Genomic DNA, 14,720 nt, shown 5'->3' with positions numbered 1-14,720 from the left:
AGTAAAACTCAGGGTCTTTTTTTATACCATTTCAGGGAGATAAATACTGCTATATACGTTTCTTTGACTTCGGAATACCTTTACAGCATTTTCCGTCACCAGTCAACGGATCAGCGAGATAAACGCCGTTGGTTTTTTTATCGGTGGTTTCAGTGAGCTCAGCATCGTAGGATATCTTACCCTTTCTTATCTCATAAAATTTTGAAGGAAGATAATATAGTGAATCTGCCGAAGGATGCGGTACCCGCACCTCACTGCCGCCAAACTCCAGGTTGCCGTCGTGATCCCAGTCTTTCACATCCGAACTGATGGCATTCACTACAGAATCCGCCAGCGAGTGATCAATATTAAACACATACAGCCTGTTTTTATTGGGACTGCCGTTTACCTCCAGGAAAAGAAATACGGACCTGCCGTCTTCTATCAGCCGGTTACGCCTGCTTTTATAGTTAATGATATCCTGGTTAAATATAAAAGCCTTATTCCCGTTTACGAAAATGGTGCCTTTATATACCGTAATCAGCTGGCGCTGGCTGCTGGTAAAATGTAGTTCGTTGGCCGACTGCTGGCTCATAGCCGAACAGGAAATAAAAAGTAACAGGCATAGACTGAATAGGTGGCGCATCATAGTTGTTTTTATCAGGCCTTAATTTAGAGAAATCCTGCAGATATTAAAAATTAAATCAGGTTCGTATTTCTCTTCTCATAAACCAATAGTACGAAAGTGCGAAACATGACACCGTAGCGGCAATCAACCCGCTCACCTGTGGCCATACCACAAGGAGACTTTCACGCACGGACAATGGTGAGGGGATGGCGCCAGCCATCTGTTCCATGGTCAGCGGCCCAAGACTTCGAACAGAAGGCATCAGTAAGGTGGAGGTAGCATCCGTATACAACTGGCTTGGTACAAAACGCAGGAAAGTTAAAATGATACCATTGTAGGACTGCAGCTGATCCTGCGACAACAGACCAGGGTCTGGCAGCAATGCCTTTATGATGATATTAAGCAGTATCTGGTAAAAGACGGTGAAAAATAACCAGATGGCAATTGCTGTCAGCGCTGACGTGGCAGTTTGACGAAATTTCACTGACAACAATATAGACAGGTTTAGCCAGAATGCTACGTAGATAATGCTTAACGCCACAAAGCAAAGGATACGTATAAATTCAGAGGGCTCTATCTTTACGCCGGTAATGATCAGTCCCCCGCCTATCATCAGTAAACCGAGCGACAGGAAAAGGGTACTGATCACGATGAGGGAAGCCACAAATTTTGCATTGATCACCGTGTCGCGGTATACCGGTTGCGCCATCAGCCGGATCAGCGTGCCGTTGGATTGTTCTGAATTAATGGCATCAAAACCCATACTGATGCCCAGCAACGGGCCCAGGAAGCCAATAAATACGTGAAAGGGCGGCAAGGTGCCATCAGTAATGGTCAATAGCTTCAGGTATAAAAATAACCTGTCCGGGTCACGTGCGTCGGCCACCGCCTTGCTAATATTCGACAACGATACGTACATGGAGCCGACGAAAGTAAGCAGTACCAATCCGGCCAAAATAATAAAACGCCAGCTATGCACCTGGTCGGCGACCTCCTTTCGTACCATTACCCAAAAGGGATTAGCCGGTTTGAGTGAGCCAGTTCTAGTGCTTTTTGAACCTGCCGAAAAAAGATCGTTGAAATAGGCCACTTGACTTTTCATTGAATGCATTTTCCTTTAAATTATTTTCGAAGTATTGTTGATAAATTTCATCGAGTCCATATGTTTTTTTCTGCACGCCGGTAACATCAAAACCATTACCTGCAAAAAAACGGACGATGTCCGGAGTAATATCTTCCTGACCGTAAATCTCCGCCAGTACGCCTGTTATGACTACTTTTTCAATAGCAGGCAGCTGCAGTAATGCTCTTTCCAGCGCAGCAGGATCCTGTATTGTTTTCAGGGTAACCTGCACCATATAGGGCGCAGACCTAAAGAGACCGGCAGCCAGTGTTTGCATATTACCTTCTGCCAGCAACTGCCCTCCCACGAATATGCCTACACGATTACACACCTGCTGCACCTGGTGAAGATGATGGGAAGACAGTAAGATGGTAAGACCCTGTTGCTGACTCAATTGCCGGATCAACTCCAGGAAATCGCGAACACCCGCCGGATCAATGCCCAGGGTAGGTTCATCCAGGATGATGATTTCCGGCTGTTTGATCAGCACATCTGCCAGGCCAAGCCGTTGTTTCATGCCGCGGGAGAACGTGCCGGTTTTTTTATTCATGGCCGATTCCAGCCCTACCTCTGCAAGCATATCACGGGCAAGCGCTTTCACGGTTGCCTCCGGGATACCGTTTAGCCGTCCCATATAGGTGAGGTTCTCCAATGCAGTGAGTTCATTGTAAAATCCTACGCTGTCGGGCATATACCCTACCTTACGTTTCACCGGTATCGGGTGGCGCGATGCGTTGAACCCGCAGATATGTGCTTCTCCTGATGAAGGTTCCGTTAATCCCAGCAGCATTAAGATGGTGGTGGATTTACCTGCGCCGTTGGGTCCCAGTAAACCGAATATCTCGCCTTTGTTAATGGTCAGATGCAGGTTGTCTACAGCTTTCAAACGGCCATAATATTTGGTCAGCCCATTGATCTCAATAATTGGTTGTTCCATAACGTACTATCTCCTGCCATATTTACGGATAAGATAATAAACAGTGCCCAATGCCAATAGTATCACCAATACTCCCATCCAGCCGGTGAGCACCGATGTTTTAACGGTCATGCGAAAGGCTGCGTTGGAAGAAGTACTATTGTTTTTTACGGAAAAGGTAGTTACATAGTCGCCCGCAATGGTTTTATCCGGGACATGCAGTGTGGCCGTAACTGCGGCGTCCTTACCCGGTTCCAGACGGGTGATGGTGGAAGGCACAAAAGAAGCTTCCCATTGCGGCGGCGTTTGACCGGAGAGGTCGAGGTTATCGAGTGTAATGGTGCCGGTGTTTTTCACCAGCAGTTGAATTTCTTTCCGTTTTCCTTCAGTCAGATCATCACTCAACCGCCCGGTTGGGGTAGTGAGTATGACGCTGTAGGTACCTTTTACAACAGCCTCCAGCTGTAGTTTCAGAGAGTCTGTCCCGGTCATGGCGAGCACGGGAATAGTATATTTCCCTGGCTTTACTTCAACAGCAGGATTAATCTCCACCGTAATATCCTGGGTTTTTCCTGAATCGATATTGAGAGATGTTACCTGCACTCCCTCTACCTTAAAAGAGAGGTTCCACCCGGGAGGTATGCTGGCCGATAGCTGATAAATGCGCGCCATCGGCGCAGTGTTATGCAACTGTGTATTGTAAGTAAATGTAGTATTGGCAGCGGCCTCGATGTTTATAAGCCGGGCTGTAAAAGGAGGCGCAGCACGCCCTTCTGCACGGGTCGCCGATGTGTTAGTGAATAAAAAAATTAAGAAAACAACACTGAGAAGAGCATGCGGATTTAACTTCATCCGTCCTTGATAACTGGCTGACATTGCTAACATAAGATTAATAAATAATAATTATATTCTTGATGAAATAATAGCTATTTACTTTTCTATACAGTAGTAATACAGGTAATGGTATTTTGAACGGGCAACAAATTAAAAAGAAAAAATTAATGGAATTGCAAAAGAAATGTGAAAATTTATGCGTGATGGCAGGCCCAGCGGCGGGATCAGTGTTGTGATCCCGCCGCTGATTCACTTTTCCCCCGCCTCTGCCATCCAGTTTACCAGCAGCGCCTTTTCTTCCGCCGTCAGCCTGGCATCCGTGTGTATCATGGTATAGGAACCAAGCGGCATCCTGTCTTCCAATATCTCTTCTTTCATTCTTTCCAACTTATTCCGTCTTCTTTTCAGGGAATAGCGGCCGTACTCGCTGAAGTTCAACGCCTCCTTTCCCGTTTTTACATGTGAGGCCATCCACCAGCCTGCGGGCTGAATATGTGCATACCAGGGATACCGGGTAGTGTTACTGTGGCAGTCATAACATGCCCGCTGCAATATATCCTGTATACCAGCAGGTATGGGATATAGCCGGGAGATATCATTCGCAGTATCCATTTGGCTGCTTCGATTCTTTACCGGTTGAATAAATTGTATCCCTACAAACATGGCCAATGCCGCCACTGCCATAATCCGGATGGTTCGCATAAAACATCATTATCAAGATAAAAGCCCTCCCGCACCAAGGGTGCGGAAAGGCACAGAAAAACGGTTACTGCATCACTTCTTTTACAGACCCACAGGTGGCCATTTTGCTGCCGAAATAAGGATTCTTCACCACCTCGGTTTCACTTATCCAGCGTGCGCCTTTATTGTCGTTATACATCGGGCAATAATCATGATACAGGGTTTGACCACCGCCAAAGGCTTTCACCAGGGCATATACATCTTCGCTCATTTGTGCAAAGTGCTCCCGCTGATGTTCGATATTGCCTTCATTTTTCCCTATATGCTCCGCATGTTCTTTCAGGTCATCTTCATTTTCCTTGTAAAGCTGTTGTTGTTCCGGTGTCATCGCTGTTTTATCCGCTTTCTCCATAGCCGCAGCCATGGCTTTTCCACCGTTGGCGGCCCCTGCTGAATTATCTTCCGCCAAACCATTTTTAATCTGTAAATATTGCGCTACCACTGCCTTTAATGAAGCCGCTACTTTTGCATCCACGTTGGTAAACTGTGGTTTTACACTGCCTGTACCGGCGGCAGCGGTTGCAGGAAGAATGGTTTCCTTTACATCGCCACAGGTCATCATTTTTTCACCGAAATACGGATTCTTAATTTCCTTGCCGGCACTCAACCAGGATGCTCCTTTATCATGCATTGCCATCGGGCAAAAGTCAACATACAAAGCGCCACTGCTCAAACCGGATTGTTTAACCAGTGCAATAAACGCGGTACTTAATCCTGCATACAGGGTTCTTTGGGCGTCGATATCTGTTGCTGCCATAATATTGGCGGCAGCAGCTCCCAGCGCCGCACCGCCTGTAATTTCACCCGCTCCGGCGGCAATAGCACTGGCGGCGATTTTAGCGGCCGCCATATCTCCATTCGTTAATGCGGTGGTTAACTGCACATAATGCGGGTATACGGCATTCAGCTTGTCATCACGAAGATGTACGCCGGCTGCCACAGGAGCAGCCGTGGCACTGCTGTCGGATTCGTGGGGAGGATGGCTTTTGTCTGCATTACCACTACCGCATGCGGTAAGAAAAATAACTGCCAGCACAGGCAATACGGCTTTTAATAACGTTGTCATGTTTTTGATTTTATTTTTATAAAAAGAAATTAATGCGGCATCGCCATCCCCGCCATCGGGTCTGAGCCCTTTTTCAACAGGTATTCGGAATACAATAAATAAGCACCTGAAACAACCACGGTATCTCCTGCTGTTAACCCCTTTGTGATTTCCACCGCGTCGAAACTCTCCATTCCTGTTTGCACCATACGCGGCTCAAATTTTCCTTTGCTGCGCTCCACCCAAACGTGTGCACCTTTCCCATCGCGGATAACCGCGTCGGCAGGCAAACGCAATACATCGCCTTTACTTTGTAGGGGCAACAGGATATTGGCCTGTAATCCGGGCTGCCAGCGATTACCGGGATTGGGTACCGTTCCGCGTATCTGTAACAGCTGACTCCCATTCTGCAAAGCAGGACTGATGAATTGCACGGTCATGGTTTGTGGTTCATTTTCCCAGCCTGCCACTATCACCTTCACAGACTCGCCTACCTTAACAGCGGCGGCCTCCGCAGGGTAAACATCTGCTTCCACCCATAGCTGCTGATAAGCTTCCACGTTCATGACGGCGCCCCCCTCAGCGATGTACTGACCTTCGGACACGGATAACCCGGCCACCATACCGCTCTCCGTAGCGGGATAGGTAACATAGGGATTTACCTGCTGCGACTGTAGTAACTGGCTGATTTGTGCAGGTGACTGATCGTATAACAATAGCTTCTGACGCGCGGCTTTTTCAATTTGCTGAAAGCGGGCGTCATCGGGGAATTGCTTTACCTGGGCGGCCGACAGCAGGTATTCCTGCTGCAACGCAGCCAGTTGTTCGGAATAAATTTTATACAGCGCCTGCCCTTTGCTCACTTTCACACCGGTTTCCTTTACAAACAGTACTTCGATGCGGCCGGCCACGCGACTTGAAATGATGGTAGTGTGTTGCGGATCTGTTACCAATCGCCCGTTCAATTGCTTAAAGTTCGACAGTGCGCCTGCTCCCACTACCAGTGTGGTAATATTAGCCAGGGCCACCTGGCTTTCCCCCAGGGTAAGCGATGTTTCTTTATTGTTTTTGTCGAACTGCACCAGGTCCATTCCACATATAGGACAGGTACCTGGTTTATCCTGTATGATCTGCGGATGCATCGGACAGGTATATGTTTGTTTCGCGGCGACTACCGTTTTCTTTTTACCGGTTTCTTTACAGGCTGCCAGGAATACTGCCGGCAGCAGTGAAACAACTGCAATGGCTTTTATAAACTTTTTGCGTTCCATATGGCTATTGTTTTGTTTTAATAAAGCTTTCACTATCTACCAGGTAGGCCGCATTAGACGCCACTTTCCAGTCGGCGATATCCGTTATTACCTGTATCATATCCTTTTCTTCCACACCTGTTTGTACTACCTGCGGCACATACACCTCTTTTTCCTTTTTAAACACCACGGCCTTATTGCCCAGGCGCCATACCGCTTTCTTAGGCAGCCAGGATCCATTGGAATACATCACCGGGATACTGGCCGTGAGCAACTGACCGGCCCGGAAATGATGCTTGTTGAGATATATCCGCGCGAGCGTAAAGTTCTCACCGTTACGAAAAACCGGTTCTATCAAACCAATGATACCTGTTTGCATAGCGGTGTTATCTTCCGTAGGATAAAACAACAACCGCTGTCCTTTCCTGATGGTAGCCGCCAGTTGCGGGGGAAAAGAAAATACGGCCACGAGGGCATCGGCCTGGTAAATGGTGAACAGGGGTTGCCCCGCAGTAACATACTGCCCTTCCCGCAGTAACACGGGGGTAGCAGCGGGTGCAGCCGGGGCGCTTGTTACCGGCGCCGCTGCACTTCCCATTCCGCTCATACCATCCCCCGCGGAGGTGGCCACTGGTGGTGCTGCGGAAGCGGTTGCCACGGCAGCCGACTTCTCCAGTATATATCCATCGCTGTTGCTGTATACAGGAATGCGGTACAGGATATTACCTGTTTTCAGAACCTGGTCGATCTGCCCCGGTTGCATTCCCAGCAACTGTAAACGTTGCCGGGCGCCGGCCAACAGCTCCTTACTGCTTTGCGCTACATATATCAGCTCCCGCTGTGCCGCCGCCAGATCCGGCGAATATATTTCCATGATCAGCTGCCCTTTTTTTACCGGTTGATAGTTATATTTTATCAGGAGGCGCTCGATACGCCCGCCTACCCTGCTGGCAACAGCCGTTTGCTGACGCGTATCATAGGTGATAACGCCATTCGCCGCAGCTGAATAAATGCGGGAACCGGTTTCAGGGGAGATAACCGGAATAGTAGCTACCACCTGTGCATTTACCGGTTGTGTAAGATGGGTGATGCTGCTGTCGGCCACCAGCTCCATACTGTTATGCGGGGCCACGCCTCCCTTCGTCTTACAAGCCGCCAGCCCCACTGCGGCGATGAATACGCCGGTAATGATTTTAACGATATAACTGTTTCTCATAATCCGCTATCATTTCATAGAGTTTTAGTTGCTCATCCAGTACATTTGACTGCATCATGGTGAGTGCTTCCCAGGAATCGATTACAGCTGACAAGGCCAGTTTATTTTCCTGGTAGTTCAGGAAATTGGCATCCAGCGTTTGCCGCAGCGATGGAATAATTTTATCTTCCATTGCTGTAATCCGTTGCTGCATAGACTGTATTTCATATTGCATACCATACAGCATACCCTGTGTTTCCTGTAACATGGCCGACCGCTCCTTTTCCATGGCCTGTATATTGTACTGCATAGCTTTGATGCCTGATTTATACATCCTGGAAGACCAGGGCGCAATGGGAATGCTGATCATGCCCATGGCGCTGAAAGCTTTTGGCATGCCGGCGCCCAGCGGCGACATATGATCGAAACGTACCCTGAAATCAGGCTTCTTTTCCCGCTTCATGCTTTCTATATCCAACTGCATTGACCGGATGCTTTCATTCATTTTAAATACATCTTTCCGGGCCAGCGCCAGCGCAGCTGTATCGTAGGAAGCAGCAGGTGCAAATACCGGCCGGAAAGCAGTGTCAATATCAAAAAGCTGGTTGCCGGGTGCATTCATCAGGCTGTTCAGCCAGGATCTGGCTTTGGCGATAGCCCCTTCCTGCATACGGATCATGTTCTGGTTTTCCTCAATTTTGGCGCTGGCTTTAAACACCCCACTTAACTGGGATTGATTGTAAGGGTATCGTACCTCTTCAATTTTTTTCATGGTGATCATGATCTTTTCATTCTCCTGCAATACCGCAATCCGCTTCTTTGCCACCAGCCAGTTGAAATACAGGCGACGGGCCTGCGCCTTGAAATCATTCAGGGTAATATCCCTGCCGGCCCGTTCCACATTTCCCTGCGAAGCGATAAAACGCTTTTTCGCATTCAGTTTCGCAGGATTGGGAATATCCTGTTCTATCTGCAGCATAAAACTTCCTTTATCGCGGTCGTCCATAATCATTTGCCCTGGATAGGGTGTCATAAATGTGCCCACGCCCACCATAGGCGCCATCCATGCTGTGGCCGCATCCGCGCTGTATTTAAATGCATCGGCCTTGAGCGCGTAGGATTGCAGCAATATATTATTCCTGTCTACCCGTTGTAGTATACTATCCAATGGCAACACCGGCGTTTGCTGCGCAAACAGCTGAACAGGCGCCCACAGCAGTATCCACGCTATATATTTAGTGATGTACTTCATGAATTTCCAGTTTTCCGTACTTACGCAATTCGTATTCTTTCGACATTAAAAAGATCAGTGGTGTTACCAGCAAAATATGCGTGGAGGAAGTGAGCACACCACCTATCATGGGTAATACAATCGGCTGCATTACATCGGTGCCTACGCCGGTTGCCCATAACACCGGCACCAGTCCGAACAGCGAAACACAAACTGTCATCAGTTTGGGCCGCAGCCTTTTAGCAGCGCCATGAATTACCGCACCACGCAGATCCTCCCGGCTGATGGTGTCCGCACTATTTCCTTTTTCCTTTACCAGCTGCTGCATTGCATCATTCAGGTAAATCACCATCACAATACCCGTTTCCACCGCTATACCAAACAATGCGATAAAGCCCACCGCCACTGCCACCGATAGATTGACGCCCCAGAAATAAATCATGTAAGCGCCGCCGATCAGTGCAAACGGCACGGTGATCAGGCTGAGGAAAGCTTCCCTGATGGAGTTAAAAGCGAAATAAAGGGAGAAGAAAATAATGACGAGTACTATGGGTGCAATCCATCTTAACGTTTGCTCGCCACGGATCAGGTTTTCATATTGCCCGCTCCACTCCAGGTAATATCCTGCGGGTAATACCCCATTCGCTTCATTCATTTTGCTGATGGCTTCCTTCACCGTGCTGCCCAGGTCACGGTCGCGCACATTGAACAGCACTGCGCCGCGCAACATGGCGTTCTCCGAGGAAATCATCGGAGGGCCATCTTCAAATTTCACATCTGCTACTGCGGATAGGGGCACCTCTCCCATCGCAGCCGACATCAGCGGAATACGCCGGATATGTTCCACACTGTTACGGTAGTCCTGTGCCAGCCGCACACTGATCGAAAAACGCTGACGCCCTTCGATGGTATTGCCCACAGGCGCGCCACCCAATGCCGTTTCCACGGTTTGATTTACGTCATCTACGCTCAACCCGTAACGGGCCAGGTCGCCCCTGCGTACATCGATGCTGAGGTATTTACCGCCGGTAACCGGCTCTACATACAGATCCGCGATGCCCGGCGTGCCTTCCAGCACCCGCTTCACCCGGTCGGATACGATAGCGATGGAGTCGAGACTCTGCCCGTATACCTTCACCCCCACATCGGTGCGGATGCCCGTTGCCAGCATATTGATACGGTTGATAATGGGCTGTGTCCAGCCATTTACCACACCAGGTATCTGTAATTTGGCATCCAGTTCGTTGATGATATCTTTCTTTGTTTTTCCCTCCCGCCACTTCGATTTTGGCTTCAGCATAATAATGGTTTCAATCATGCTGATGGGAGAATTATCTGTAGCTGTGCTGGCCCGGCCGGCTTTACCCAATACCTTTTCCACTTCCGGTACGCTTTTGATGATCTTGTCCTGCACCTGCAGGATACGTTTTGCTTCAGCATTGGAAATATCCGGGAGCGTAACAGGCATGAACAAAATACTTTGTTCATCGAGCGGCGGCATAAATTCACTGCCCAGGCTTTTCAGCAAAGGGATGGTGATCACCAATGCGATCACGTTGATGGCGATGGTGGTTTTACGCCACTTCAGCACACCTTTTATAATAGGCTCATAAATGCGCTCCAGTACACGATTTACAGGATTATCATGATCCGGCCGGAATTTTCCTTTCATAAAAAAGGAAATCAGTACCGGCGCCAGCGTAATTACCAGTAACGCATCTACGATCATGATAAATGTTTTCGTATAGGCGAGCGGGTGAAATAATTTTCCCTCCTGGCCGGTGAGCATAAAAACGGGCAGGAAAGAAGTGATGATGATAATGGTGGCAAAGAACACCCCGCGGGAAACCTGTTTGCTGGATTGTTCTATCACCTTCAGCCTTTCTTCTTCGCTGATCCATTGCGTTGGTTTTTTAAAAATATTTTTCAGCCATTTCATATTTACTTTCTTTTTTGTTGTGCTTCCCACAAGGCGTATCTCTCGGCAAGATGTTTATAGGCATTTTCACTCATGATGATGCCATTGTCCACGATCACGCCTATTGCCAGCGCAATGCCCGTTAGTGACATAATATTGGAAGAAATGCCAAAGGCATTCAGCAGAATAAAGCTGGCCGCCAGCGTAATGGGGATCTGTATAATGATACTCAGCGCGCTGCGCCAGTGGAACAGGAAAATGATGACCACCACAGATACCACGATCATTTCTTCTATCAGAGTATGCCGGATGGAATCCACCGATTCTTTGATAAGTGCCCCCCTGTCGTAAACGATGTCGAATTTTACGCCCTCCGGGAAACCTTTCGACACCTCTTTCATTTTGGCTTTTACCTTATCGATCACGGCATCGGCGTTTTCTCCGTAGCGCATCACTACAATACCTCCCACCCTTTCTCCGCGGCCATCCTGGTCGAATATACCGAGACGGGTTTCACCGGTCATTTGAACCGCCGCTACATCTGCTATGCGGATGGGAATACTGTTCTGGGTTTTAACGGGGATATTCTCTATTTCTGCCACCGACTTCAGGTAACCGGAGGTTTTAATGATATAGCCGATATCGCTGAGTTCAAACTTGCGGCCACCGGATTCATTGTTATTGGTACGGATGGCGCTCATCACTTCTGCCACCGACAAGCGGTAATACAGGAGTTTGTTAGGATCTACGGTAATCTGGTATTGTTTCTGAAACCCGCCAAAGGAAGCTATCTCACTTACGCCTTCTACATTTTGCAGGGCAAATTTTATATACCAGTCCTGCAGCGCGCGCTGCTCGCCCAAATCCATACCGGGTGCGTCGAGGGTGTACCACAAAATATGTCCTACGCCAGTGCCGTCCGGCCCCAGCTGCGGCGTTACACCCGTGGGTAATGTTCTGGCAACCGTGCTGAGTCTTTCCAACACCCTTTCCCGTGCCCAGTATATATCTACATCATCATTAAAAATGACGTAGATAAAGCTCATGCCGAACATGGAAGCGCCGCGCACATATTTAATACGGGGAAGGCCTTGCAGATTGGTGACCAGCGGGTATGTCACCTGGTCTTCTATAAGCTGGGGACCACGTCCCATCCATTCGGTGAATACAATCACCTGGTTTTCCGACAGATCGGGAATGGCATCAATGGGGTTCTTCTTTACCGCAAAGATCCCCCATGCAAATAATGCGGCCGACATAACCAATACGATAAACCGGTTGCGTAATGACCATTCAATAATACGATGTACCATATCTGTTCTTTTCAGCAACAGGTGCTGCTGTACTACTGCACCTGCTGTTAATGAGTGATGATGCTGTGCAGACGTCCGTGAACAGTGATATGCAGCCAGTCTTCTTCCTGCGTTACAGGTAATAGCAGCCTGGGCTCCGGTCACGGAGATCATAATTGTTGTGCTGAGAAATCAGGTATTGATGTGGCAGCGTAGCCCGCGTATAAGTGCTGCGGAGTGATAAGAGGAAATACGCGGGAAGGTCAGGGAATCAGATACGGAATATGCAATGCAAAATATGAACGGGTATTTTGTGACTTCGTGACGGCGCGTTGCTGACGGGATAGGCGGCTGCCAGCGAGGAAATGTGTACCTGCGGAAGCTCTCCCCAGGTAAAGGGAGCCGCTGATACCGGCAGCTGCATAAAATGTATAGCGTTTTCTGCACTTTGGCGCTGGTCTTTTTCCAGCTTCACCATTTTATGCTCATCCTTACAGCATTTCTTCCCACAGGTTTTACTATGGCCTGCCACGCATTTACTGCACTTGTTATCATCTGCATGCCACAGTTCTACCTGCATCAGTTTTCCCATGCAGTAATGCATGTGAAAAGTAGCGCCGGTAGACGAACTCATGTAGAGAACAGCCAGTAAAAGCGTAAGGATCTTTTTCATTTCGATACAAAAGTAAAAGTACTTCCCCGATAAATTGTTACATAATTTTGGTTAGATGTTATATGGCAATATAAGTATTCACTACTCAGCTATTTCCACGGTAACATCGTCTGTAAGCGGGTAACTCTGGCAAAGCAGTACCAGCCCATCGTCCAGGTCGGATTGCCGTAACGCATAATTATTGGCCATCGTTACCTTCCCGGCAATAAGCCTGGCGGCGCAAATGCCGCAGGTACCTGCCTTACAGGAATACGGAAGCGGAATGCGGTCTTCCAGCGCAGCATCGAGGATGCTTTTCCCCGGTAGCACTTCCAGTAAATTGGATTGTTCATAAAAATGCAGCAACACATCCTGTTGATTTTCCGGTAAGACAGCTGCCGCGGCGTCGTTCAATGGTGCAAACCATTCCAGGTACACATTTTCCGCCGGCACCTGCATCGCTTCCAACATTTCCTGGTGCATTGTCATTAACCCGGAAGGACCGCAAATAAAATAGCAGGTATCCACCAGGGGATCCACTGCCGGCATTTTGATCAGCTTCCTGGCTACCAGTTTGTTCATCCTGCCGCGGATCAGTGTGGCGTTGCCTATTGCAGTATCATCGCCTGGTTCAGATAGCGCATGATGAACATGAATTCTTCCGGGATATTGCGCTGCCCATTCCATAATACGTTCCTTAAAAATAATATCTGCTGCGGTACGACTGGAATAAACAAGCGTTACAATGGCCTCGGGGAAACGGCTTATAAATGAACGGGCAATTGAAAACAATGGCGTTATCCCGCTGCCGCCTGTCAGCAATACCAGGTGCTTTGTATCCGTTGCATGATCCGGGAATACAAAGGATCCATAAGGCCCGCTTATATTCCAGCTGGTTATTTCGTTCACCCGGTCTGCGATATAATTACTCATTATTCCACCCCGTACTCTTTTTACGGTGATGGCCGGATGTGCATCTATTCCCGGTACGGTGCTCAATGAATAGGATCTTGTTACCGGTTCGCCGGCGATAGTAAGTGTAACATTTACAAACTGGCCCGGCAAATAGAGAAACGGCATTCCTTTCGTATCAAAAACGATGGTAACGGCATCGTTGGTTTCTTTTATTATTGCGCGGGTGTTCCATATATAGGTGTTGTGCATGTAATCAGTTGTTTTTTGAACCCGGCTTCCGGCGCTGTGCAGCTGCCGGCATAAGCCTGCGCAAAGGTGAATGATAGCACCGGGTACACCGTTACAGAATTCAGGGAATGATTTATATAATTATTGGCGACACACAACGAGGCTTTCCTGAAGTTATCAGGATCACACAAGCGTTTGCGTAAAATCGATTTTGCTATTGCACAGGCGGCACTTATTATTTAAGTTCACTGTACCTAAAAATTATCCTCATGCGAACAATGAAAACACTAGTGACCCTCACGGCCGCCGCCATCTGCCTGTCATTCGCCACGCCTTCGGAACCGCCTGTTAAAAAACAGCCATCTGCTGCCGCTGCTCCTGCAGTGAGTAAACGGTTGTCTTTTCCGCGGGATATCAACTGGAGTATCAGCTACATGAAAGACCTGCCCCTGGTATCGCTGAACTGGCCTTCTTTCAGTTTACCCGGACTCGGGCCTGTTCAATTTACATTCATGGGCGTTACACAAACCGTTACGCCTACTGCGGTGAATTATGTTTACTGGGCGGGTACCAGTTATACGCTGACGGCTAACACCAGCTATACGATGAACATCGGTGGTGTAAGTTATTATTTCTACTGGCCGGGAAATGGCTACAGTCAGTGTGTGATCACCGGGCATAACTAAGCTTCGCTGATCAGCATTGCCGCTGCAACACATCGGGATCCCGCCGCTAATGGCTGCGGGATCCTGCTATTTATTCAGCATAATAAT

At 48.4% G+C, this 14,720-nt stretch carries 14 protein-coding genes; 1 reads left to right on the top strand and 13 read right to left on the bottom strand.

Features of this window, described 5'->3' with window-relative positions:
- Positions 1-49: 49 nt before the first annotated feature.
- The 13 genes from KE626_RS22275 to KE626_RS22215 form a co-directional block, all read right to left on the bottom strand.
- Entirely contained in the window at positions 50-625 is a 576-nt protein-coding gene (locus KE626_RS22275; RefSeq protein WP_211975208.1) for a hypothetical protein, read from the bottom strand.
- 58 nt (positions 626-683) lie between these two features.
- The gene (locus KE626_RS22270; RefSeq protein ID WP_211975207.1) at positions 684-1,709 is read right to left on the bottom strand and encodes an ABC transporter permease; all 1,026 of its coding nucleotides are present in this window, start codon (positions 1,707-1,709) and stop codon (positions 684-686) included.
- Positions 1,651-2,667, bottom strand: coding sequence for an ABC transporter ATP-binding protein (locus KE626_RS22265; RefSeq protein ID WP_211975206.1), 1,017 nt, complete (start codon positions 2,665-2,667; stop codon positions 1,651-1,653). The genes KE626_RS22270 and KE626_RS22265 overlap by 59 nt, the downstream gene beginning before the upstream one ends.
- 6 nt (positions 2,668-2,673) lie before the next feature.
- Positions 2,674-3,522: a COG1470 family protein gene (locus KE626_RS22260; RefSeq protein ID WP_249207633.1), complete on the bottom strand. Its 849-nt coding sequence runs from the start codon at positions 3,520-3,522 to the stop codon at positions 2,674-2,676.
- Positions 3,523-3,729: 207 nt separating this feature from the next.
- Positions 3,730-4,182 carry a heme-binding domain-containing protein gene (locus tag KE626_RS22255; RefSeq protein WP_249207631.1) on the bottom strand — a complete coding sequence of 151 codons (453 nt, stop codon included), beginning with the start codon at positions 4,180-4,182 and terminating at the stop codon, positions 3,730-3,732.
- A gap of 64 nt (positions 4,183-4,246) precedes the next feature.
- Complete coding sequence (locus KE626_RS22250) at positions 4,247-5,287, bottom strand: DUF3347 domain-containing protein (RefSeq protein WP_211975204.1); 1,041 nt, start codon at positions 5,285-5,287, stop codon at positions 4,247-4,249.
- Between the two features lie 29 nt (positions 5,288-5,316).
- A complete protein-coding gene (locus KE626_RS22245; RefSeq protein ID WP_211975203.1) occupies positions 5,317-6,537 on the bottom strand; it encodes an efflux RND transporter periplasmic adaptor subunit in 1,221 nt (406 codons plus the stop codon).
- Positions 6,538-6,541: 4 nt separating this feature from the next.
- Entirely contained in the window at positions 6,542-7,732 is a 1,191-nt protein-coding gene (locus KE626_RS22240) for an efflux RND transporter periplasmic adaptor subunit (protein WP_211975202.1), read from the bottom strand.
- On the bottom strand, positions 7,710-8,963 hold the full coding sequence (locus KE626_RS22235; RefSeq protein WP_211975201.1) for a TolC family protein: 1,254 nt from the start codon (positions 8,961-8,963) through the stop codon (positions 7,710-7,712). The genes KE626_RS22240 and KE626_RS22235 overlap by 23 nt, the downstream gene beginning before the upstream one ends.
- Positions 8,947-10,881: an efflux RND transporter permease subunit gene (locus tag KE626_RS34925; RefSeq protein WP_211975200.1), complete on the bottom strand. Its 1,935-nt coding sequence runs from the start codon at positions 10,879-10,881 to the stop codon at positions 8,947-8,949. Before KE626_RS34925 ends, KE626_RS22235 begins: the two co-directional genes overlap by 17 nt.
- Before the next feature lie 2 nt (positions 10,882-10,883).
- Entirely contained in the window at positions 10,884-12,317 is a 1,434-nt protein-coding gene (locus tag KE626_RS34920) for an efflux RND transporter permease subunit (protein WP_346344452.1), read from the bottom strand.
- Positions 12,318-12,423: 106 nt separating this feature from the next.
- Positions 12,424-12,825 carry an HYC_CC_PP family protein gene (locus KE626_RS22220; protein ID WP_211975199.1) on the bottom strand — a complete coding sequence of 134 codons (402 nt, stop codon included), beginning with the start codon at positions 12,823-12,825 and terminating at the stop codon, positions 12,424-12,426.
- An 81-nt stretch (positions 12,826-12,906) separates the two neighbouring features.
- The gene (locus KE626_RS22215) at positions 12,907-13,968 is read right to left on the bottom strand and encodes a ferredoxin--NADP reductase (protein ID WP_211975198.1); all 1,062 of its coding nucleotides are present in this window, start codon (positions 13,966-13,968) and stop codon (positions 12,907-12,909) included.
- Between the two features lie 248 nt (positions 13,969-14,216).
- On the opposite strand from KE626_RS22215, the gene KE626_RS22210 reads away from it, so the two are divergent.
- On the top strand, positions 14,217-14,633 hold the full coding sequence (locus KE626_RS22210; protein ID WP_211975197.1) for a hypothetical protein: 417 nt from the start codon (positions 14,217-14,219) through the stop codon (positions 14,631-14,633).
- Positions 14,634-14,720: the final 87 nt, after the last annotated feature.

Source organism: Chitinophaga hostae, from assembly GCF_018224885.1.
Taxonomy (GTDB): domain Bacteria; phylum Bacteroidota; class Bacteroidia; order Chitinophagales; family Chitinophagaceae; genus Chitinophaga; species Chitinophaga hostae.
Note: the sequence above shows the minus strand (reverse complement) of the source record. Positions and strands in the feature narration are given on the sequence as shown.